Origin of the sequence: Actinomyces glycerinitolerans, from assembly GCF_900098745.1 — a bacterium.
Lineage (GTDB): Bacteria > Actinomycetota > Actinomycetes > Actinomycetales > Actinomycetaceae > Actinomyces > Actinomyces glycerinitolerans.
In genome coordinates, this window is record NZ_FQTT01000001.1 from 584,748 (window position 1) to 607,100 (window position 22,353).

Genomic DNA, 22,353 nt, shown 5'->3' on the forward strand with positions numbered 1-22,353 from the left:
AGAGTGTCTACTGATGAATTGTTGGAAATCTTACTTGGATGAGTTGCCCCGGAGGCAATTCCGGGGCCGGGTGGGGCCGGGGCGGACGGCTCGCGCCGCCGCGCCCCGGCACCGGTGCGGTCTGGGTCACTCGCCCTTGGCCTTGGCGATGACCTCGTCCGCGACGTTCTTGGGAACCTCGGCGTAGGAGTCGAACTCCATGGAGTACACGGCGCGCCCCTGGGTCTTGGAACGCAGGTCGCCCACGTACCCGAACATCTCCGACAGCGGGACGTTGGCCTTGATGACCTTCACGCCCTGCGCGTCCTCCATCGACTGGACCATGCCGCGCCGGGAGTTCAGGTCGCCGATGACGTCGCCCATGTACTCCTCGGGGGTGCGCACCTCGACGGCCATGACCGGCTCCAGCAGAACCGGCTTGGCGCGCTTGGCGCCCTCCTTGAAGGCCATGGAGCCGGCGATCTTGAAGGCCATCTCGGAGGAGTCGACCTCGTGGTAGCCGCCGTCGACCAGAGTCGCCTTGACGTCCACCATCGGGTAACCGGCCAGCACACCCGTGGTCATGGCCTCCTGCACGCCGGCGTCGACGCTGGGGATGAACTCACGGGGCACGCGGCCACCGGTGACGGCGTTGACGAACTCGTAGTGCTTGTTCTCGCCCTCCTCGTCCGCGTCGTCGTGAGTCAGCGGCTCGAAGGACATGAGCACCTTCGCGAACTGGCCGGAGCCACCGGTCTGCTTCTTGTGCGTGTACTCGACCTTGTCGACCTTCTTGCGGATGGTCTCGCGGTAGGCGACCATCGGGTTACCGACGTTCGCCTCCACCTTGAACTCGCGCCGCATGCGGTCCACGAAGACGTCCAGGTGCAGCTCGCCCATACCGCCGATGACGGTCTGGCCGGTCTCCTCGTCGAGCTCGACCGTGAAGGTCGGGTCCTCCTCGGAGAGCTTCTGAATGGCGACGCCGAGCTTCTCCTGGTCGCCCTTGGTCTTGGGCTCGATGGCCACGTGGATCACCGGGTCCGGGAAGGTCATCGACTCCAGGATGATCGGGTCGCCCTGGGCGGACAGGGTGTCACCGGTGGTGACGTCCTTCAGCCCGATGAACGCGTAGATGTGGCCGGCGTGGGCCTGCTCCACCGGGTTCTCCTTGTTGGAGTGCATCTGGAAGAGCTTGCCGACGCGCTCCTTGCGTCCCTTGGTGGCGTTCAGGATCGTGTCGCCCTGGGAGACCTTGCCGGAGTACACGCGCACGTACACGAGCTTGCCGTAGAACGGGTGCGTGGCGACCTTGAAGGCCAGCGCGGAGAAGGGCTCGTGCTCATCGGCCTTGCGGGTGATGACCTTGGACTCGTCTCCGGGGACGTGCCCCTCAACGTCGGGCACGTCCAGCGGGGAGGGCAGGTAGTCGAGCACGCCGTCGAGCACGGGCTGAATGCCCTTGTTCTTGAAGGCGGACCCGGCGAAGACCGGGAAGGCCTCGCCGGCGATGGTGAGCTTGCGGATGCCGCGCTTGAGCTCGGCGACCGACAGCTCCTCGCCCTCCAGGTACTTCTCCATCAGCTCGTCGTCGGCCTCGGCGACCGTCTCGATGAGCTCGTTGCGCAGCTCCTCGGCGCGGGAGACCAGCTCGGCCGGGATGTCCTCGTAAACGACGACGCTGCCGCGGGTGTCCTTGCCGTCGGCGTCCTTCTCGGGGAAGCGGATGGCCCGCATCTCCAGCACGTCGACGACGCCGGAGAACTCGTTCTCGGCACCGATGGGGAAGTTGACGACAATCGGGGTGGCCTGAAGCCGGTCGCGAATCGTCTGTACGGAGAAGTCGAAGTTCGCACCCAGCTTGTCCATCTTGTTGATGTAGCAGATGCGGGGCACGTTGTACTTGTCCGCCTGGCGCCACACCGTCTCGGACTGGGGCTCGACGCCCTCCTTGCCGTCGAAGACGGCGACCGCGCCGTCGAGCACACGCAGGGAGCGCTCGACCTCGACCGTGAAGTCGACGTGGCCGGGGGTGTCGATGATGTTGATCTGGTTGTCCTTCCAGAAGCAGGTGGTGGCCGCGGAGGTAATGGTGATACCGCGCTCCTGCTCCTGTTCCATCCAGTCCATCGTCGAGGCGCCGTCGTGCGTCTCGCCGATCTTGTAGTTGATGCCCGTGTAGAACAGGATGCGCTCCGTCACGGTCGTCTTGCCGGCATCGATGTGAGCCATGATGCCGATGTTGCGGACCTTGGTGAGGTCAGTCAGCACGTCTAGTGCCACTAGTGATGTCCTTCGTTCTTGTGGTGCGGGAGTTGGGCGCCGCCCGGGCCCTGGAGCCCGGGGGCGTGCGGTTGATTACCAGCGGTAGTGAGCGAAGGCCTTGTTGGACTCGGCCATTCGGTGCATGTCCTCGCGCCGCTTGACGGCGGCGCCGAGACCGTTGGAGGCGTCCAGGATCTCGTTCATGAGCCGCTCGGTCATGGTGTTCTCGCGCCGCTGGCGGGAGAAGTCCACGAGCCAGCGCAGGGCGAGGGTGGTGGCGCGGTTGGGGCGAACCTCGACCGGGACCTGGTAGGTCGCACCACCGACGCGGCGGGAGCGGACCTCCAGGGACGGGCGAATGTTGTCCAGGGCGCGCTTGAGCACCGAGACCGGATCCTGGTCGGTCTTGGAACGCACGCCCTCGAGGGCGCCGTAGACGATGCGCTCGGCGGTCGCCTTCTTGCCGTCAAGCAGGACGCGGTTGACGAGCTGGGTGACGACGGGCGAGCCGTAGACCGGGTCGACGGCCAGCGGGCGCCGGGGTGCGGGACCCTTACGAGGCATTAGTTCTTCTCCTTCTTGGCGCCGTACTTGGAACGTGCCTGCTGGCGGCCCTTGACACCCTGGGTGTCGAGGGAGCCGCGCACGATGTGGTAGCGGACACCGGGAAGGTCCTTCACACGACCACCGCGGACGAGCACGATCGAGTGCTCCTGGAGGTTGTGCCCCTCACCGGGGATGTAGGCCGTAACCTCGATACCGGTGGAAAGGCGCACACGGGCGACCTTACGCAGGGCGGAGTTCGGCTTCTTCGGGGTTGTGGTGTACACACGGGTGCATACGCCACGGCGCTGCGGACTGGACTTGAGCGCCGGCGTCTTGGACGCCGCGCGCTTGGTCGAGCGGCCCTTGCGGACCAGCTGCTGAATCGTGGGCACTACTGATTCTCCATCTTGAAGTGCTTGCGGGCTGTCGCTGCCCACGTGCCGACCCGCTCCCCCGCGACGGCGCACTGCGCCACGGTGAGGGCCGGCCCGCTCGGCGTCGGCCCGGCCGACGGCGATGCGTCCGGAGCCCCGTGACGGGGCCCGTCGGTTCCCGCCGCGGCAGACCCGCGTCACCGACCGGAGCCTGAGCTCCGAGTGGCTGGGAACGGAATGGAGAACGGTGGCCCGCACGCGGGCACCAGTGGGGCACATTACCCGGGCATGACACTGCACGCCAGACGGCGTCGGGGTGTTCCTGGCCACGTGCTGCCCCACCGAGCCCGGTCACTATGACCGGCTCTTCAAGTATGGGGACGTGGCGGGCCGACAGGTGGCGGTTCGCCGGGTGAAGGGCGATGCGTGCGGGTTCCGGTGATGCGGCTCGTGCCTCGCCCGACGGTTCGCGCGCTGGCCTGACGGTTCGTACGCTCGGGTCGACGATTCGGCACATCCGACGACGGTTCGTGAGGTAGGTGTACGAACCGTCGTCGTTCATGCCGAACCGTCGCTGCTACCTGACGAACCGTCACCGGAACGCACGAACCGTCCGCACGCGCAACGGCGCCGACGACGTCCTGATCCGCCCGAACACGTCCTCGCTTACCCGAGAACGACCCCGCCAACCCGACGTCGTCCTCCCGCACCCAAACACGACCACCACACAACAACCCGCGGGCCCGAACCACCACCCCCACACACACAAAGAACCCGTTTACTACGCCAGTTCACCGTCTACAACGCACCTTAACGGTCTGCTGAACGCATCAAAAGCCTTCAGCAAACCCCTAAGGTGCGTACCCAACGCCGAAACGCAGTAGTGGACTCCCCCGACGTCGGCGCAGCCAGACACTTGCCGGAGCGCCGCCTGCCCCGCACACACATACCGGCCGGCTGGGTTATATGCCAGTTGGCCTGGCTATACCAGCGCAGCGATGGCGGCGTCGTAGTCGGGCTCCTGCCGGATCTCCGGTACCTGCTCGGTGTACAGGACGGTGCCGTCGGTGTCGAGCACCACGACGGCACGGAACATCAGCCCGGCCGTAGGGCCATCTACCAGCACGACCCCGTAGTCATCGCCGAAGCTGGAGCGGAAGGTGGAACCCGTCACGACCTGGTCCAGGCCCTCGGCGCCGCCGAAGCGTGCGGCCGCAAAGGGCAGGTCAGCCGAGACGCACACGACAGTGGTGTTCTCCAGGCCGGCGGCGAGCCGTTAATAATGACATCTTTTCATTTTGAGAGACAAGGCCTCACACAACCTATTTCCGCATCCGCGATCCCCGCCCAGCCTGAGCCGCTCCCGCTACTCTCCCTTGACGGAACGGAGGATGTCCAGCACCTCGTCCTTGCCGGGGATGTCCACTCCCAGGGACTCGACCCGATCGATGATGGCGTCGATCTGCTCGCTGTCGATCGCATCCACGTCGATCGAACCGGCGTATGCCACCGCCTGTGCCACGGTTCGCTCCTCGAGAGCGCTCGCCCCGTAATGCGCGGCGCCCACCGTCGCCGCGGTCGGCAGGACCAGGGAGGCCACCAGCAGCAGCGCCGCGGCCGTCTTCGGCCGCGCCCGGACCACGGCCACGATGGCGACGATGAAGGCGATGAAGGCCAGTACTCCCCCGATCGCGAAGGCCGCGGCGGCCGTGGTGTTGATCAGGCTGCCCGTGCCCTGAGCGACGGCGAATACGTCTATGGAAGTAAGCAGCGTGTACATGCCCCAGCCGAGCAGCGCGGAGGCAACGAGCACCAGGATCGTGCCCAGCGGGGTGGCAGCCGTATGGCGGCGGGCCGGGCGCGCGGGCAGTCGCGCGGGGGCGCCCGGTTGCGCATTGCCGGAGGCGGGCGCATACGTGCTCTGCGTTGGGGGCGTCGTATGGCCGATGCCGGTCGGCAGCGCCATGGTCGGGGTGGGGTCCGCGGCGGATGGTGAGTAGCCGACGTCCGCGTAATCGGCGGGTGCATACGACTCGGGTAGGGCGGTGGTGGCGGCGCCGTCGCCCAGACCGGTGGTGATGTCGACTGCCTGCGTGGGCTGGGCGTCCTGCCACTGAGCGTCGTCGGCGTCGCGATCCAGCTGTCCATCCCTGCCGTTGCGGCCGAACGCGCTTACGCGCCTGGTCGCGCTGTGTGATGAAGACGGATTGGGCGGGTACTCGGGTGCGGACGGCGTGGTCACGGGCGACTCTCCTTAGCGATGGCGCTGCGGATCAGGTACATCCAAAACGGTACCGATCCGCAGCGTCATCGCGCGCGTGCGCTTGGACACGGTCTCGAGCTAGCGGATGACGCTCGCGACGCCGTACGCCGGCCTCAGTACCCGTAGTACACGTACGAGTCGGTAACGGTGACGATCGGTTCGTCATCACCGTCCTCCGGCCATTCGATCGTGCCGGAGAAGGTGTAATTCCAGTCCTTGTCCTTGGGATTCTTGTTCCAGCTGGTCGGGATGTTGCGGGTGGTGAAGGTGATCGAACCGCTCTTGAAGGCAGTGCCGTTCACCGTCACTTCCGTGGCCTCGGCGGTCACTTCCAGGGAATCCAGTTCGGTGGACTGCAGCGCGTACGGGCATACCTCGTCCATGTTTCCGGGCGGAGTGACGCACTCCGTCGCCTGCGCGTTGACTGCGTCAAGCACGAGGTTCTCCAACGCCTCGGTCGCCTCACCCTCCACCTGGACGGTGGTGCTGGACGTGGAGTTGATGTTCAGCTCGGTGGTGTCGGCCGTGAGGTAGTCAGACACGTCTGCGTCAACGCCGACGTCGTAGATGCCGAAGTAGACGTACTGGGTGGCGGAGCCGCCGTCGTACTCACTGGTCTCCAACGGCACCTGCGTGCCGCCGACGGTGACGGCGCCGAGCGTATAGGAGGACAGCGTGACTTCCCGAACGAGCGGGGTGTCCACCTCCCAGGTGTTCAGCACCCCGTATTCCTTGTCGCCGGCCTTGACCACGATGGGCACGTCGAAGCGCTCGCCGTCCAGGGAGATCGTGGCGGTCACCGTGACCGAGTCCCGCGTTCCCGTGCTCGCGTAGGTATCCGTGTCCGAGGGCGCCTCCACATCCACCACCTCGATGCGCGAGGTGGCGGCACCCAGCGTCTCGTCAGTGAGCAGAAGTCGCTGATCGTTGGGGACGCCGGGATCGACCATGGCGGTGGCCTCCGCGGCGTGGCCGTCGGCGAGCAGCTCCAGGTAGGCCTCGACCGCCTGCTCCGGCCCCCGCCGCGCGTTGAGCACATGCACCGCGATGGCACCCGCACCGACAAGAACCAGGCAGGCAACCACCGCGCCGGCCACGCGCTTCAGCCGTCGCCTGGCCGCCGGGTCCATCGGTTGTGGCGCGGGCAGTGGCGGCACGGGGGCTCCCGCCGCATTGGCCGACATGGCCGCGGGCGCGGATGTGGCCGACGTCACCGGGGCGGATGGCACGTACACCGCAGGGGGCGGCGGCGCAGCAGGGGCCGTCGTCGGCGTCGAAGTCACGTTGGGCTGCGCGGCGTAGGGAGCAACGTATTCGTCCGGCGCCGGGGCGGGCGCCGGCGTAAACGCAGGCGCGGGCGGGACGGCGGTCGACGCCACGAATGACTGCTGCTGGGCCGGCTGAGCCTGGCCGGTCGCCCAGTATTCGACCGCCTGGGTGCCTGCGCACAGCCGCAGGAAGGAGTTGGCGTTGGCGTACAGCCAGGCCGGCAGCACCTCCGCCAGCACAGAAACGATCAGCGCGAAGAGCGCCAGTGTCAGGCTCGACCACCAGGCCGGACCGACACTGGCTGTGGCCTGCTGCCCCAGCAGCCGGCCCGAGAGGCGCACCGGCGCGAGCAAGTGCAGCACGATCAGTCCTGCCGCCAGCACGGCGACCGGCATCTGCCAGGTCCGGGCCGGGTCCGCCGCAGCCAGCCGCGGCCGGCGCACTCCGACGCGCGCCGCGCCCGCCACGGCCACCACCAGCACGGCGACATACAGCAGGATCGACCAGGCGCCCATGATGTCCCAGGCAGAGGCGCTGCCCGACGGGTAGGGGACGTCACTGACGCCGAATTCCTGCAGGAAAGGAGCAGAGAAGGAGCCGGCGATGCCGCCCAGGGTGCCGAGGGTGAGGGCGTAGACGATCAGGTTGCCGACCAGAACGGGCAGCAGGGGAATGGCACCGCCGGCGTCGTTCTTGAACGCCGCAAACACAGCGACGACGATGCTGACCATGCCGAGCACCACGCCGATAATCGTTGCCAGCGCGCCGAGTTCGCGCAATACCTGGCGCAACCGGGCCGGGACCCGGGAGGTGAGCTGTACCCCCGCACGTGCGAGTATCAGCGCGGCAAAGACGATCACCCAAGTCATCAGTAGGGATGAAGCGGCCGACGCACGCACAACCGCTTCGCCCGTTCCCGCCGGGTCGTAGGATCCCAGGGCGGTGAGCAGGTATGCCAAGAGTGCGGCCACGGCCGCCTCGACGGCGGCGCGTAACGTCATCGCTCCGAGGGGCGCCGCGGACTCGTCTACGGGCGCGCGCCGCCTGGCCAGCAAATACACGCCGACGGCGATTGCCAGCAGCGTTCCCAGCGGCAGTGCCGTGAGCCCCACGTTGGCAGACACATATGCATCGCTCCCCAGCAAGTGCGGGGAGATCGTCGCCTGCAGGCCTCCCCCGAGGCTGAAGCCCATGGCGACCACGAACACCCCGAAGGGAGTCGGCACGTCGTGCTGCCCGAGCAGCTCCAGCGAGGTCATGAGCAGGATCGCCGAGCCCAACGCAACTCCGAATACCACTGCGAGGGTGAGGCCTACCGTCGTGAGCGCGGGCTTGCGGGTGAGCGTGTGCATGGCGGCTGCCACCGGACTGGGAGCAGCGGTATTGGGCACGGCCGGCGGCTGCATCCCCGTACCGGGCCACACGGTGGACGTCGGCTGCACCGGCGTGGCCGGCTGCCCGGGTACCGGCTGGGGCGGGGCCGGCGCCGCCTGAGATGGCGCGGGCACATCCTGGGCGGCTACCGGGGGCGCCGGGAACGGCGTCGTCGCGTCCGGCTGCGGGCCGACTTCAAGGACAGTCGGGCTGGGCGCAACCGGCGGCGAGGCGCCCGCAGGTGAGCTGGAGGGTTTCGCAGCAGGCGCTACCCCACCGGGGCCGCTCTCAGGATGTGGGCCGGGACTCGGTAGATTGTGTTGGTCACTCATAGCATCCCTTTGGGAATAGGGAGGGCTGGACGCCGCACACCTTGCCACGACGTGATGCGCATCTCAATTGACCCGCGAAGAGCAAGACGGCTATTGCGGAAGCTTGCGGAGATCGCGCCGAAGAAGGCGTCGCCGCGGCCGCCGCAGCAGGAGCGGCAGCGACCCGCGGTCGCACCCCCTCTCAGGCCTGCGGTGTCTGCGGAGTGGGAGGCTGCTCCTGAGGCCACGAGCCCGCCTGCCCCTCGGCGGACTGATTGGGTTGCTGCGGTCCGTACGACTGTGCCTGGTACTGCTGCGTGGTTGCCGGCTGGGCGGTGGGGTTCCCTGCGGCGGGGGCCTGCGCCTCATACGGCTGCTGAGGCATCGGCTGGGCGGCGGGGTTCCCCGCGGCAGGGGCCTGCGCCTCATACGGCTGCTGAGGCACCGGCTGGCCGAACTGCTGCGGTGCCGACTGGGCGTCATACGCAGCCTGCTGCGGAGCGGCGGCAAGATACTGCTGTGGCGCCTGAGCAGCCTGCTGCTGCGCCAACTGCTGCTGCATCTGCTGCTGTTGCATCTGCTGCATCTGGGCCACCTGCATTTGCTGCATGGCCAATGACTGCATCCGCAGGTCCTGTGCTTGTCCGTGCTGAAGCGCCGCGGTGTCAGCAAAGACCCGATTCTGCAGCTCGGCGCGGAAGGCCTCGAGCTTGGCCTTGTCCAGCACCGAAACCTCTGGGCCAAAACTTCCTCCGGCGTGGTTGGTAGCCACCAGCGCAAGGGAAATCGAGGTCAGTGCGAACATGACCGCCAGTAGGAGACACAGCAGACCACCCAGCGGCGAGTCACCGATCATCGCGAAGCCGAGAATCGCCAGGACGAGAGCGAGCAGAGCGCGGCCGACCTTAAAACGTGACGAGGTCGAGACGGCGGCGATGGCCGACAGCGGAATTGTGTTCTCAGTGTTTCCGATCGGAATGATGCCGAGCAACGTATTGGGCACCTTGTAGACGAAGCGAGTCGTCGAGCACATGAGCTGCCCCTTTAGATACGGGGCGAGGATCGAGACGAGGAAGCTTTCGCCGTACACCCCGGTCTCGCCCGGTGCGAGCGCGAAGTCGGTCACGTTGTGTCCGCCGACGTGGGAGTTCGGAGCAGCTGGATTCTGATATGCGGCCATCACAATGTTCCTTGGAAAGGAGATGGGGGACGGTCAACTTTGGGAACGACCGTTATGTCCCGGATAGTTTCGCACATGCGCCCCACAGTCAAGACAGACTCACATCGTGGAACACCGCTCGACCGGTGGCGCGTACGTGACGGCGGCCCGCATCCTCCGGAGTGGAGGGTGCGGGCCGCCGTCGTGGTCGGTCAGCGCTGCGCGGCCGGAAGGCGACCGCCACGCGTCAGAACTGGATGTCCTCCGAGGAGGTGTTGAATCCGGTGCGGAAGTCGTCGGAGAAGTCCGCGCGGAAGTCACCGCCGAAGGAGAAATCGTCCAGCGCCACCGAGTCGCCCGCGGAGAAGCCGTCGCCGCCGGCGTAGCCGGCCCGGGAGAAGACCTCCGCCTTGACCTCCTCGGTCGGCTCCACCTCGATGTCCGAGTAGCGGGCCAGACCGGTGCCGGCGGGGATCAGCTTGCCCAGGATGACGTTCTCCTTCAGGCCCAGCAGCGGGTCCGACTTGCCACTCATGGCGGCCTCGGTGAGCACACGCGTGGTCTCCTGGAAGGAGGCGGCGCTAAGCCAGGAGTCGGTGGCCAGCGACGCCTTGGTGATACCCATCAGCTCGGTGCGCGCGGAGGCGGTCTTGCCGCCCTCCGCCATGACCCGGCGGTTCTCCTCGCGGTAGCGCGAGACGTCCACCAGGTCGCCCTGCAGCAGGTTGGTGTCACCGGCGTCCAGCACGGTCACGCGACGCAGCATCTGCCGCACGATGACCTCGATGTGCTTGGAGTGGATGTCCACGCCCTGGGAGCGGTAGACCTCCTGCACCTCGTCCACCAGGTGACGCTGGGTGGCGCCGACGCTGCGCAGGCGCAGCAGCTTCTTGGGGTCGATCGGCCCCTCGGTGAGGGCGTCGCCCGGCTCCACGTGGTCGCCGTCGGTAACCAGCAGCCGCTGGCGGCGGGAGACGGGGACCACCAGGTCCTCCTCACCGTCGTCGCGGGTGATGACCAGCCGCTTGCCGTCGGCGTCGTCCTCAATCTTGAGGGTGCCGGCGGCCTCGGCCACCGCGGCCTCACCCTTGGGGGTGCGGGCCTCGAACAGCTCCTGCACACGGGGCAGACCCTGGGTGATGTCGGCGGCGCCGGCCGCACCACCGGTGTGGAAGGTACGCATGGTCAGCTGCGTTCCGGGCTCACCGATGGACTGGGCGGCGATGATGCCGACCGCCTCACCGATGTCGACGCGCTTGCCGGTGGCCAGGGAGCGACCGTAGCAGGCGGCACAGGTGCCGACGGCGGAGTCGCAGGTCAGCACGGAGCGGCACACGACCTGCTCGATGCCGGCGTCGATGGCCGCGCGGATGTTGGCGTCGCCCAGGTCGGTGCCGGCCTCGATCACGACGTTGCCGTCGGCGTCCACGGCGTCGCGGGCGAGCGTGGTGCCGAACACGGTGGTCTCCAGGATGTCGGAGACCTCCTTGACGCGCTCGCCGTCGACCTCCTTCCAGGTGAACAGCCGCTTGGTCAGACCCTTGCGGGTGCCGCAGTCGTCCTCGCGGACGATCACGTCCTGGGAGACGTCGACCAGACGCCGGGTCAGGTAGCCGGAGTCGGCGGTGCGCAGAGCCGTGTCGGCCAGACCCTTGCGGGCGCCGTGGGTGGCGATGAAGTACTCCAGGACGGACAGACCCTCCCGGTAGTTGGACTCAATCGGCCGCTCGATGAGGCGCTGCTTGGGGTCGGCCACCAGGCCGCGCATGCCGGCCAGCTGGCGAATCTGGTCCCAGTTGCCGCGGCCACCGGACGCCACCATCTGGTAGACGGTGTTGCGCTCGGGGAAGTTGGCGCGCATGGCCTCGGCGACCTCGTCGGTGGCCTTGGTCCAGATGTCGATCAACGACTTGTAGCGGTCGTCCTCGGTGAGGGCACCGAGCTCGAACTGCTCCTCGATCTCGGCGGCCTCGGCCTCGTAGCGGGCGAGGATCTCCGGCTTGGAGGGCGGGGAGACCACGTCGGCGAAGGCCACGGTGATGCCGGACCAGGTGGACCAGTGGAAGCCGTTGGCCTTCAACTCGTCCAGGCAGGCGGCCACCTCCACGCGCGGGTAGGACTCCGCCAGCGTGTTGATGATGTTGCCCAGCTTCTTCTTGTCAACGGTGTAGTTGACGTAGGGGAAGGACTCGGGCAGGGCGGTGTTGAACAGCGCGCGGCCGAAGGAGGTGCGCAGGGTGATCGGGTCGCCCTCGCTCCAGTTCTCGGGCGGCTGCCAGCCCTCGGGCGCGGTGATGCCCTCCTCGAAGCGGATGTCGCAGGTGGCGTTCACATCCAGCTTGCCGAAGTCGTAGGCCATGACCGCCTCCGCGTAGGAGGAGAAGGCCGGGACGATCGGCTCGCCGTGCTCGTCGGTCTCCACCGCCACGGCCGGGTCCGGCTCCTGGGTGAGGTAGTAGGTGCCGATGATCATGTCCTGGGAGGGCATGGTCACGGGGCGACCGTCGGAGGGCTTGAGGATGTTGTTGCTCGAGAGCATCAGGATGCGGGCCTCGGCCTGCGCCTCGGCGCCCAGCGGCAGGTGCACGGCCATCTGGTCGCCGTCAAAGTCGGCGTTGAAGGCACCGCACACCAGCGGGTGCAGCTGGATGGCCTTGCCCTCGATCAGCTGCGGCTCGAAGGCCTGGATGCCCAGGCGGTGCAGCGTGGGGGCGCGGTTGAGCAGGACCGGGTGCTCGCGGATGACCTCGGCCAGCACGTCCCAGACCTTCGGGTTGGCGCGCTCGACCATCCGCTTGGCGGCCTTGACGTTCTGCGCCTCCTTGAGCTCCACCAGCCGCTTCATGACGAAGGGCTTGAACAGCTCCAGGGCCATCTGGCTGGGAAGACCGCACTGGTGCAGCTTCAGCTGCGGGCCGACGACGATGACGGAGCGGCCCGAGTAGTCCACACGCTTGCCCAGCAGGTTCTGACGGAAGCGCCCCTGCTTGCCCTTGAGCATGTCGGACAGGGACTTCAGCGGGCGGTTGCCCACACCGGTGACGGGGCGGCCGCGGCGGCCGTTGTCGAACAGGGCGTCGACGGCGTCCTGCAGCATGCGCTTCTCGTTGTTGACGATGATCGTCGGGGCGCCCAGGTCCATCAGCCGCTTGAGGCGGTTGTTGCGGTTGATGACGCGGCGGTACAGGTCATTGAGGTCGGAGGTCGCGAAGCGGCCACCGTCCAGCTGCACCATGGGGCGCAGGTCCGGGGGAATCACCGGGATGTTGTCCAGCACCATGGCCTCGGGGGCGGTGCCGGTCATGCGGAAGGCGTTAATGACCTTCAGCCGCTTGATGGCGCGGGTCTTACGCTGGCCGGTGCCGCTGTCGACAATCTCGTTCAGGGCGGCGGCCTCCGCCTCCAGGTCGAAGTTGCGCAGGCGGTCCTGGATGGCCTCTGCGCCCATGGCGCCCTTGAAGTAGATGCCGTAGTCGGCGGCCATGTCCCGGTACAGGACCTCGTCGCCCTCGAGGTCGCCGACCTTGAGGGACACGAAGCGGTCCCACACCTTGTCCATGTGCTCCAGGGTGCGGGTGTTCTTGCGGCGCAGGGAGGCCATCTCGCGCTCGGCGGTCTTGCGGGCCTTGTCCCGCTGCGCCTGCTCGGCGCCCTCCGCCTCGAGCTGGGCGAGGTCCTCCTCCAGACGCCGCTGACGGGCCTCGATGTCGGCCTGGCCGGCCTCCTCCACGTGCTGCTTCTTGACCTCGAACTCGTTGCGCAGCGAGGGCAGGTCGTCGTGGCGGGCCTCCTCATCCACCTCGGTGACCATGTGGGCAGCGAAGTAGATGACCTTCTCCAGGTCCTTGGGGGCCAGGTTGAGCAGGTACCCCAGGCGCGAAGGGACGCCCTTGAAGTACCAGATGTGGGTGACGGGCGCAGCCAGCTTGATGTGGGCCATGCGCTCGCGGCGCACCTTGGAGCGAGTCACCTCGACTCCGCAGCGCTCGCAGACGATGCCCTTGTAGCGCACGCGCTTGTACTTGCCGCACGCGCACTCCCAGTCACGGGTGGGGCCGAAGATCTTCTCGCAGAAGAGTCCGTCCTTCTCCGGCTTGAGGGTGCGGTAGTTGATGGTCTCGGGCTTCTTGACCTCGCCATGCGACCAGGACTTGATGTCCTCGGCGGTGGCAAGGCCGAGCTGGATCCTGTCGAACACGTTGGCGTCGAGCACAGTTCCTACTTCCGATTCAGAGTGGTCAGCTCAAAAGTCTTAAGGGTTTCCGGTGCCGCGTTTCCACGGCGGCACCGGGCCCGTTGGCCCGGGAGGGCCGGCGCGCTGGGCGCCCGACCTCCCGGACGTTGGGGTTAGATCTCGTCCACCGCCATGGCGCTTCCGCCAGGACGGCGACCCAGGTCGAAGCCGAGCTCCTCGGAGGCGCGCCGGCCGTCGTCGTCGGTGTCATCCAGGCCGATGACATTGCCGGCGGCGTCCAGGGCCTCAACGTTCAGGCACAGCGACTGCATCTCCTTCATGAGCACCTTGAAGGACTCGGGGATGCCGGGCTCGGGGATGTCCTCGCCCTTGACGATGGCCTCGTAGACCTTCACGCGCCCGTTGACGTCGTCGGACTTGACGGTCAGCAGCTCCTGGAGGGCGTGGGCGGCGCCGTACGCCTCCATGGCCCACACCTCCATCTCGCCGAAGCGCTGGCCACCGAACTGCGCCTTACCGCCCAGCGGCTGCTGGGTGATCATCGAGTACGGGCCGGTGGAGCGGGCGTGAATCTTGTCGTCCACCAGGTGGTGCAGCTTGAGGATGTACATGTAGCCGACCGACACCGGGTACGGGAAGGGCTCTCCGGAGCGGCCGTCGAACAGCCGCGCCTTGCCGTCGGGCTGAACCAGCTGGAGGCCGTCCCGGTTGGGCAGGGTGGAGTCGAGCAGGCCCATGATCTCGTCGTCGCGCACACCGTCGAACACCGGGGTGGCCACGGGCGTACCGGGCTCGGCGGACACGCCGTTCTCGGGCAGGCGCTCGGCCCAGGCCTCGCCGGCCTCGCGGGCGGCGGAGGCGTCCCAGCCGCGGGAGGCGACCCAGCCCAGGTGCAGCTCGAGGACCTGACCGACGTTCATACGGCTGGGCACGCCCAGCGGGTTGAGGATGACGTCCACCGGGGTGCCGTCGGCGAGGAAGGGCATGTCCTCCACGGGCAGGATCTTCGAGATGACGCCCTTGTTGCCGTGGCGGCCCGAGAGCTTGTCACCGACGGTGATCTTGCGGCGCTGAGCGATGTACACGCGCACCATCCGGTTCACGCCGGCGGGCAGTTCGGCGTCCTCGGAGGAGGCGTCGAACTCGCGCACGCCGGTGACGATGCCGTACTCGCCGTGGGGCACGCGCAGGGAGGTGTCGCGCACCTCGCGGGCCTTCTCACCGAAGATGGCGCGCAGCAGCCGCTCCTCACTGGTCAGCTCGGTCTCGCCCTTCGGGGTGACCTTGCCGACCAGGATGTCGCCGCTGCGGACCTCGGCACCGATGCGGATAATGCCGCGCTCGTCCAGGTTGGCCAGCGCCTCCTCGGAGACGTTGGGGATGTCGCGGGTGATCTCCTCGGCGCCCAGCTTGGTGTCGCGCGCGTCGACCTCGTGCTCCTCGATGTGGATCGAGGTGAGCAGGTCCTCGGCGACCACGCGCTGGGAGACGATGATGGCGTCCTCGTAGTTCAGGCCCTCCCAGGTCATGAAGGCGACCAGGAGGTTCTGGCCCAGGGCCAGGTCGCCGTCGTCGGTGGCGGGGCCGTCCGCGAGCACGCTGCCGACCTCCACGCGCTCGCCCTCGGAGGCGACCACGCGCTGGTTGTAGCAGTTGCCCTGGTTGGAGCGGCGGAACTTGGCGACCTTGTAGACGGTCTCGGTGCCGTCGTCGTTGGCCACGCGCACGAAGTCGGCGCACACCTCGGTGACCACGCCGCCCTTGGAGGCGACCAGTACGTCACCGGCGTCGACGGCGGTGCGCCGCTCCATGCCGGTGCCCACCAGCGGGGCGTCGGGGCGGATCAGCGGCACGGCCTGGCGCTGCATGTTGGCACCCATGAGGGCGCGGTTGGCGTCGTCGTGCTCGAGGAACGGGATCAGCGAAGTACCCACGGAGACCATCTGCCGCGGGGACACGTCCATGAGGTCCACCTGGGAGGCCGGCACCAGGGCCGGCTCGCCACCGGTCACGCGGCACAGCACGTGGTCCTCGGCGAAGTGCTCGTCGGCGGTGAGTTCCACGTTCGCCTGGGCGATGACGTGGCGGTCCTCGTCGTCGGCGGTCAGATAGTGGATCTCATCGGTGACCTGACCGTCGCGCACCACCCGGTAGGGGGTCTCGATGAAGCCGAAGGGGTTGATGCGCCCGAAGGTGGCCAGCGAGCCGATCAGACCGATGTTCGGGCCCTCGGGGGACTCGATGGGGCACATGCGCCCGTAGTGGGAGGTGTGCACGTCGCGCACCTCCATGGAGGCGCGCTCCCGGGACAGACCGCCGGGGCCGAGCGCGGACAGACGCCGCTTGTGGGTCAGGCCGGCCAGCGGGTTGTTCTGGTCCATGAACTGGGACAGCTGGCTGGTGCCGAAGAACTCCTTGATCGCGGCCGTGACGGGCCGGATGTTGATCAGGGTATTCGGGGTGATGGCCTCGACGTCCTGAGTGGTCATGCGCTCGCGCACCTGCCGCTCCATGCGGCTCATGCCGGTGCGCACCTGCGACTGGATGAGCTCGCCGACGGCGCGGATGCGGCGGTTGCCGAGGTGGTCGATGTCGTCGTACTCGACGGCGATGTCCACGATCTCCCCGTCGCGCACGCCCTCGACGGTCTCGGCGCCGGCATGCAGCGCGAGCAGGTACTTGATGGCGGCGACGATGTCCTCGATGCGCAGCACGGACTCGTTCAGGTCCGCGGCCAGGCCGAGCTTCTTGTTGATCTTGTAGCGGCCGACCTTGGCAAGGTCGTAGCGCTTGGCGTTGAAGTAGAAGTTCTCCAGCAGGGTGCGGCCGGCCTCGACGCTGGGCGGCTCACCGGGACGGATCTTCTTGTAGATGTCCAGCAGGGCCTCGTCCTGGGTGGTGACCTTGCGGTCCTCATCCAGGGCGGTGGTCAGCGCCGGGTAGTCCTTGAACTCCTCGCGGATCTCGGCCTCGTCCAGGCCCAGTGCCAGCAGGAAGACGGCGATGTCCTGCTTGCGCTTGCGGTCGATGCGCACGGCCACGCGGTCGTTCTTGTCCACCTCGAACTCCAGCCAGGCGCCGCGCGAGGGGATGAACTTGACGTTGTAGACGTACTTGTCCGAAGCCTTCTCGGTGGTGCGCTCGAAGTACACGCCCGGGGAGCGGACCAGCTGGGAGACGACGACGCGCTCCGAGCCGTTGACGATGAAGGTGCCCTTGTCGGTCATGAGCGGGAAGTCGCCCATGAAGACCGTCTGGGACTTGATCTCACCGGTGGTGAAGTTCTCGAAGTCCGCCACCACGTACAGCGGGGCGGAGTAGGTCAGGTCCTTCTCCTGGCACTCCTCGGCCGTGTACTTCGGCTCTTCGAAGCGGTGGTCGTGGAAGGACAGGGCCATGGTCTCGCCGAAGTCCTCAATCGGCGAGATCTCGTCGAAGATCTCTTCCAGCCCGGAGGTTTCCGGCAGCGAGCCCGGCTGGGCGGCGTTGGCGGCGTCCACTCGGGCGCGCCACTTCTCGTTGCCCACGAGCCAGTCGAAGCTCTCGGTCTGCAGGCCCAGAAGATTCGGAGCCTGCATCGGCTCGGCAATCTTGGCGAAATTGATTCGACGCGACGCGGTACGCGCGGCGATGTCAGCGGCGGTTGGTGCAGAGGTGCGCGAGGCAGCCAAAGGGGATCCTTCCCTCATCTCGGGGATCACTCTGCGTACACCTGTGTGCGGGCCCGGCAGTTCCCCCACGCTCCCCTCTCGGGTCCGCCGACTGGTCGCGCCGGCTCGCGGGCAGTACCACTGAGGCCAGTACACACAAGGTACGCGAAGAGCTAGCCTACACGCTCACGCCGCACCGATCCACGCCGAGACGGTGTTCCTCCTTGCGATTCCCGCCACAATCCCGCATACTGCCCCACTCCCCCGGCGGCACAGCTCTCCCAGCACCGACCCTGCCTACGGCCCCGCAAACCAGCCGCAGCAGCTGCACTGCCGCAGGCCCGTCGTGGGCGTGATACGGCGTCGCCCCGACCACGCGTGGGTGGTCGGGGCGACGCCGGTGTTTATGCGGTCCCCCGGCGCCGGCGAGGTGCCGACGCCGTCGGGGACGAACTCACTTGAGGGTGACGGTGGCGCCGGCGTCCTCGAGCTGAGCCTTGGCCTTCTCGGCAGCGTCCTTGGCGGCGCCCTCGAGGACGGCCTTGGGGGCGGCCTCGACGAGGTCCTTGGCCTCCTTCAGGCCGAGGGAGGTCAGGGCGCGCACCTCCTTGATGACCTGGATCTTCTTGTCGCCAGCGGACTCGAGAATGACGTCGAACTCGGTCTTCTCCTCCTCGGCGGCACCGCCGGCAGCAGCACCGGGGGCGGCAGCGACGACGGCAGCGGCCGGGGCCGCGGCGGTAACGTCGAAGGTCTCCTCGAAGGCCTTAACGAAATCGGACAGCTCGATGAGGGAGAGCTCCTTGAAGGCCTCGATGAGCTCGTCGGTGGTCAGCTTCGCCATGATGGGCGTTCCTTCCTGGAAAAGGGGTCCTGCGCCGTGCCTGTGCGCAGGGCGATTTTGGGTTGGTGGTGGACGCGGCTCAGGCCGCGGATTCCTGCTTCTCGCGCAGGGCGTCGACGGTGCGGACCGCCTTGGAGGCGGGCGCAGCGAACAGGTACGCGGCCTTCGACAGGGACGCCTTGATAGCGCCCGCAGCCTTGGCCAGCAGGACCTCGCGGGACTCGAGCGAAGCGAGCCGGTCGATCTCGTCGGCGGTCAGGGCGTTGCCGTCCATGACGCCGGACTTGATGATGAGGTTCTTGTTGTCCTTGGCGAAGTCACGCAGGGCCTTAGCGGCCTCGACCGGCTCCCCGGTCACGAACGTCAGGGCGGTGGGGCCCTTCAGGTCGTCCACAATCGCTTCCAGTCCGACGCGACGGGCGGCGATGGATGCCAGCGTGTTCTTCGCCACGGTGTATTCGGCGTTGCCGGCGAGCGAGCGGCGCAACTCCTTGAGGTCGGCGACGCTCAGCCCACGGTACTCGGTGAGCAGAACGGCGTTGGCCTCACGGAACTTGTCCGCCAGCTGTGCAACAGCCGCGTCCTTCTCAGGCCTTGCCATGGGCCCTCCTTCCGTGGTCTGCCACAGGTTCCGGCACTGAAAAAGCCCCGCGCCGGTGGGCACGGGGCTCGTCACGGCACTCGGAGTGCACCGATAGCCGTTGGGCTCGTTCTCACCTGCGCCGGCTCCGCGTGGCGCGGACTTGGCCCCGCTTGCGCGGGAGACCTGCGGTCTTTGGCGAAGCTGACAATACACGCCGCCACCCCACGCGCCGCAAGCCCGACGACGATGGCCCACGGTGCTCTTGGTCACGCCGACGCCGAACGTGGCAGGCGCCGACCCGCTCAGGCGTCGACGACGGGAATGTCGGTCAGGCGGGCGGCGATCGGCTGACCGAGGGCGTTGGGCCCGCCCGGCAAGTCGAGCGTAACCGTGTCTCCACCCACATCCGGCCAGACCACGGGGATAGAGGTTGTCCAGTCTGACGGAACAAGCGCCCCAGATGCACCCCAGGTATTCGTCACCGGTGTGTTGAGGCCAATATGGTCCACATAGGCCACTGGCAGCCTTCGAGCGTCGCCCATCAGCAGGGTCAGGTTGCAGGCGTGGCCGATTCGGCCGTTCCAATATGCGCATTGACCCGAGTCCGGCAAGAGGAAGGCGCTGGCGGGCAGTGATTGTTCAGCGCTGAGGGAGACCGTACCCACGAGGAATTCTCCAACCCGCACCACCTCATCCAAGGCCAGGTGGGCACGCACGCCTTCGACCTCGATGTCTACGCCCTCGGCTCCGGACGCGACGGGCACACCTGTTCCCAGCCCGAGTTCGTCTTCGGCTACGTCTGCCGCGACGCGCTCGGCCGGATCTTCCGGCGTCGCCCTCGCTTCCACTCGGTAGTTGTAGTAGAAGAGCAGATCATTGTCGGGGTCGCCGTAGTCCACGTTCCGTTCTTGCGAATCCTCCACGCCGGACACCGCAACCTCCCACCGACTCAGGTCGGTAAGTTCAGCCAGCCGGTCCGCTATCGCCTGCGCCTCTGCCCGGGGCCCGCCCTCGTGCGTCGTGTAGTGGAAGTAGGGGGCCCGGAACGGCTGGTGCCCGGTGAGCTGCAGCTGACCACCAGAGGGATAGGACTCGAGTTGCCTCACGAGGGGTGCCATGACCTCGTCGGCATCACCAGACAACTCGACCGCCTTGGGGTCGTCGGGGTCTTCGTCGTTGAACAGTCGGTCGCCGAGCATGCTCACGACAACGGCCCCAGAAGGATCGCTGGAGACAGCGGTGTCTGCCGACCAGTCTCCTGCCACTGTGAGCGAAGTGATTGGGAATGGGCCGTCCCCGTTGTTTCGCAGCCACTCATTCTGCTCCGCTAGACTGACTGCCCTATCCACCTGCTCCGAGGTAAGAGCGGCCCCACCGAGATCCACCACGGGCACGTCTATGGCCGTGCCGACATTGGGGAGGAACACCTCGACCCTGTCGATGTCACTGTTCACCGCGGCGAAAACTGGATACAGCTCAGCCGCATCATCTGCAGAGATGTAATAGTCCCCGGCATATGAGCTGTGGCCCAGCTGGGGGAATGCAAGCCCTTTCGCCAGGGAGAGCATATGAATGCTCCACATATTGCCGAAGCTGCCGCCCCACCCTCCGAACAACTCGGTTACGTCAATCTCATCAGTGATGTCAGTACTGATCATCACTCTCACCACAGTGAACTCGTCCACCACCGCGGCGGGCCCCACCTGGACGGTCAAGGAGGCGCCCGCGTACTCAGTCTCAAGCACCACCGGGGCCGCGGTCGGCGTCGGCGATGCCCCGTCATCAGCCGTCGAATCCCCACCCACCGTGCAACCGCCAAGCACCCCACCCAGCACGGCCGCCGTCGCACCGAGCAGCACGCCGCGGCGGGATGGTCCATGGGGCGTGGAAGTGCGCCAGGCGGAAGCGGACCGCACCGCAGACTGAGCGTGGTTATATGAATTCCGCTGGGGCATTACTGGCTCCTTTGCTTCGGCGTGGGAACACACCGACCCTAACCGGCCGGCGGCGTGCGTCGCCATGGGGAGAGCTCTCCCGCAGACGCCCCGATCGGTGACCTCATCCCCTACGCCTCGACGACGGGTATGTCAGTAAGGCGAGCGGTGATCGCCTCACCCTCACAGTTCGCACCACCCGGCAGGTCGAGCGTGACCGTATCCCCACCCACGTCCGGCCAGATCACCGGAATCTGAACCAGATCGGCAGGAAGGACGTCGTCGCTCATGTAGTTAGTGAGCGGCACGTAGTCGTTACCACCACCAGTTTTCCAGTACTCCGCCGGCAGCTGCCTGACGCTGCCATTGAGCAATGTCAGGTTGCAGGCATAGTTCAGGCAGTCACCCCAGTGAGCCCCCTGGGCGGTGTCAGGGAGTAGGAAGGCGCCCTTGGGGTACACGTTTACCCCGAGGGCCTCCTCTACCCCCAGCATCACCGTACCGACCAGGAAACCGTCTACGCGAATGACCCGTTCCATGGACAGGGTCAGTTTCCCCCATTCGCCCACAGTGACGGTGACACCCTGAGCGCCGTTTGCGACCGGGCCGGTCGCCTGCGGCTCCGCATCGCCGACGGCGGCGTCCGAAGTATCGCCCTCGGTTGGATCGTTGGGGACCAGCACGACCTCGACTCGCCGGTTGATGTGCGCGAACTCCTCGTCATACAGCCAGGTCCCGAGGCTGCTGTGCCTATCGAGACGCGGCGTACGGTAATCGCCACCTTCAATCGACACCTCCCAGTGCTCCAGGTCGGCCAGATCAGCCAATCTATCCGCGACCGCCTGAGCCTCCGCCTCGCCCCCCTCAACATCGCCGTCGTAGTTGTGCTCTGTCTCATGCCCGCATACCGACACGGTGCCACCCGAGGGGAAGGACGCCAACTGCTTCACGACGGCGGCGAGCATGTCATCGGCTCGCTCGGAAAGTTCCGGTTCAGCGGTGCTGTCGTCGGAGAAGAGCAGGTCGCTCAGCAGGGTGACCGTGGTCTGGCCGTTGAGCACCGCCGTATCCGACGATCCGTCACCCGCGATGGCAAGGGATCCGATGGCGAAAGGGTCAGTTTGCAAGGGGTATTGGTTTGTGAGCCCCGCGTCGTCGATTATCTCGGTCACGGGGAAGTCGACCTCCTCCGAGGACACCACTGGTACTCCCAGGGCAACCCCGAGGTTAGGTAGGAAGACCTCCACCTCACGTACGTCAGGGTCCACCGCACCGAATACGGGGAACAGGTCCAGCGGCTTTCCCTGAGCCACCCCGTATCGCCCGACGGCGGACTTCAGAGTCAATTCCAGATAAGCCTGATCCCGAGCGAGCGACAACATGTAGATCTGGGTCATGGCGAGCGAGTCTTTGGGCGACGCGAAGACACCCGCGAGGTCCATCATCTTCTGAGAGTCGGTGGCGATTCGCAGGCGCACAACCGTATACCCGCCGTATGACGCTGCAGGGCCCACCTGCACAGTCAGGATTGCGCCCCTGTACTGCGCGTCCAAAGTGACGGCCTCGGCTGTGGCTGCCGCGGTAGTACTCCCCGTGTCTGGAGATCG

The 22,353-nt window shown here is 67.1% G+C and carries 13 protein-coding genes and 1 pseudogene; 1 reads left to right on the plus strand and 13 read right to left on the minus strand.

Annotated features, from left to right (window positions below; genetic code table 11):
- Positions 1-126: 126 nt before the first annotated feature.
- The 6 genes and pseudogenes from fusA to ACGLYG10_RS02545 all read right to left on the minus strand — a co-directional run bounded on the left by fusA (position 127) and on the right by ACGLYG10_RS02545 (position 8,048).
- Positions 127-2,262: an elongation factor G gene (fusA, locus tag ACGLYG10_RS02520; protein WP_073327558.1), complete on the minus strand. Its 2,136-nt coding sequence runs from the start codon at positions 2,260-2,262 to the stop codon at positions 127-129.
- A gap of 75 nt (positions 2,263-2,337) precedes the next feature.
- A complete protein-coding gene (gene rpsG, locus ACGLYG10_RS02525) occupies positions 2,338-2,808 on the minus strand; it encodes a 30S ribosomal protein S7 (protein ID WP_073327560.1) in 471 nt (156 codons plus the stop codon).
- Entirely contained in the window at positions 2,808-3,182 is a 375-nt protein-coding gene (gene rpsL, locus ACGLYG10_RS02530; protein ID WP_073327562.1) for a 30S ribosomal protein S12, read from the minus strand. Before rpsL ends, rpsG begins: the two co-directional genes overlap by 1 nt.
- 964 nt (positions 3,183-4,146) lie before the next feature.
- A pseudogene (gene tpx, locus ACGLYG10_RS02535) lies at positions 4,147-4,440 on the minus strand (thiol peroxidase); the annotation flags it as partial.
- A gap of 90 nt (positions 4,441-4,530) precedes the next feature.
- Entirely contained in the window at positions 4,531-5,406 is an 876-nt protein-coding gene (locus ACGLYG10_RS02540) for a hypothetical protein (RefSeq protein ID WP_083565329.1), read from the minus strand.
- A 134-nt stretch (positions 5,407-5,540) separates the two neighbouring features.
- Positions 5,541-8,048 (minus strand): hypothetical protein, encoded by a 2,508-nt coding sequence (locus ACGLYG10_RS02545; RefSeq protein ID WP_073327563.1) that lies wholly within the window; start codon positions 8,046-8,048, stop codon positions 5,541-5,543.
- On the opposite strand from ACGLYG10_RS02545, the gene ACGLYG10_RS16145 reads away from it, so the two are divergent.
- On the plus strand, positions 8,047-8,190 hold the full coding sequence (locus tag ACGLYG10_RS16145; RefSeq protein WP_170866432.1) for a hypothetical protein: 144 nt from the start codon (positions 8,047-8,049) through the stop codon (positions 8,188-8,190). The genes ACGLYG10_RS02545 and ACGLYG10_RS16145 overlap by 2 nt on opposite strands.
- Before the next feature lie 393 nt (positions 8,191-8,583).
- On the opposite strand, the gene ACGLYG10_RS02550 is transcribed toward ACGLYG10_RS16145, so the two are convergent.
- From ACGLYG10_RS02550 to ACGLYG10_RS02580, 7 genes are all read right to left on the minus strand, one after another.
- The gene (locus tag ACGLYG10_RS02550; protein WP_073327565.1) at positions 8,584-9,561 is read right to left on the minus strand and encodes a hypothetical protein; all 978 of its coding nucleotides are present in this window, start codon (positions 9,559-9,561) and stop codon (positions 8,584-8,586) included.
- 226 nt (positions 9,562-9,787) lie between these two features.
- Complete coding sequence (locus tag ACGLYG10_RS02555; protein WP_073327566.1) at positions 9,788-13,753, minus strand: DNA-directed RNA polymerase subunit beta'; 3,966 nt, start codon at positions 13,751-13,753, stop codon at positions 9,788-9,790.
- A gap of 134 nt (positions 13,754-13,887) precedes the next feature.
- Positions 13,888-17,406, minus strand: a complete 3,519-nt coding sequence (gene rpoB / locus ACGLYG10_RS02560; protein WP_073327568.1) for a DNA-directed RNA polymerase subunit beta — start codon at positions 17,404-17,406, stop codon at positions 13,888-13,890.
- Between the two features lie 433 nt (positions 17,407-17,839).
- Positions 17,840-18,229, minus strand: a complete 390-nt coding sequence (rplL, locus tag ACGLYG10_RS02565) for a 50S ribosomal protein L7/L12 (protein WP_073327570.1) — start codon at positions 18,227-18,229, stop codon at positions 17,840-17,842.
- A gap of 79 nt (positions 18,230-18,308) precedes the next feature.
- Positions 18,309-18,830 (minus strand): 50S ribosomal protein L10, encoded by a 522-nt coding sequence (gene rplJ / locus ACGLYG10_RS02570; protein WP_073327571.1) that lies wholly within the window; start codon positions 18,828-18,830, stop codon positions 18,309-18,311.
- Positions 18,831-19,114: 284 nt separating this feature from the next.
- The gene (locus tag ACGLYG10_RS02575; protein WP_073327573.1) at positions 19,115-20,671 is read right to left on the minus strand and encodes a hypothetical protein; all 1,557 of its coding nucleotides are present in this window, start codon (positions 20,669-20,671) and stop codon (positions 19,115-19,117) included.
- Positions 20,672-20,877: 206 nt separating this feature from the next.
- Positions 20,878-22,191: a hypothetical protein gene (locus ACGLYG10_RS02580; RefSeq protein ID WP_139240721.1), complete on the minus strand. Its 1,314-nt coding sequence runs from the start codon at positions 22,189-22,191 to the stop codon at positions 20,878-20,880.
- Positions 22,192-22,353 lie beyond the last annotated feature (162 nt).

Bases quoted from the DNA above. Each gene is read 5' to 3' on its own strand.
- ACGLYG10_RS02550 (WP_073327565.1), bottom strand. From the start codon at position 9,561: ATGGCCGCATATCAGAATCCAGCTGCTCCGAACTCCCACGTCGGCGGA.
- ACGLYG10_RS02580 (WP_139240721.1), bottom strand. From the start codon at position 22,191: ATGATGGACCTCGCGGGTGTCTTCGCGTCGCCCAAAGACTCGCTCGCC.
- rpsG (WP_073327560.1), bottom strand. From the start codon at position 2,808: ATGCCTCGTAAGGGTCCCGCACCCCGGCGCCCGCTGGCCGTCGACCCG.
- rplL (WP_073327570.1), bottom strand. From the start codon at position 18,229: ATGGCGAAGCTGACCACCGACGAGCTCATCGAGGCCTTCAAGGAGCTC.
- ACGLYG10_RS02545 (WP_073327563.1), bottom strand. From the start codon at position 8,048: ATGCACACGCTCACCCGCAAGCCCGCGCTCACGACGGTAGGCCTCACC.
- ACGLYG10_RS16145 (WP_170866432.1), top strand. From the start codon at position 8,047: ATGGCGGCTGCCACCGGACTGGGAGCAGCGGTATTGGGCACGGCCGGC.
- rplJ (WP_073327571.1), bottom strand. From the start codon at position 18,830: ATGGCAAGGCCTGAGAAGGACGCGGCTGTTGCACAGCTGGCGGACAAG.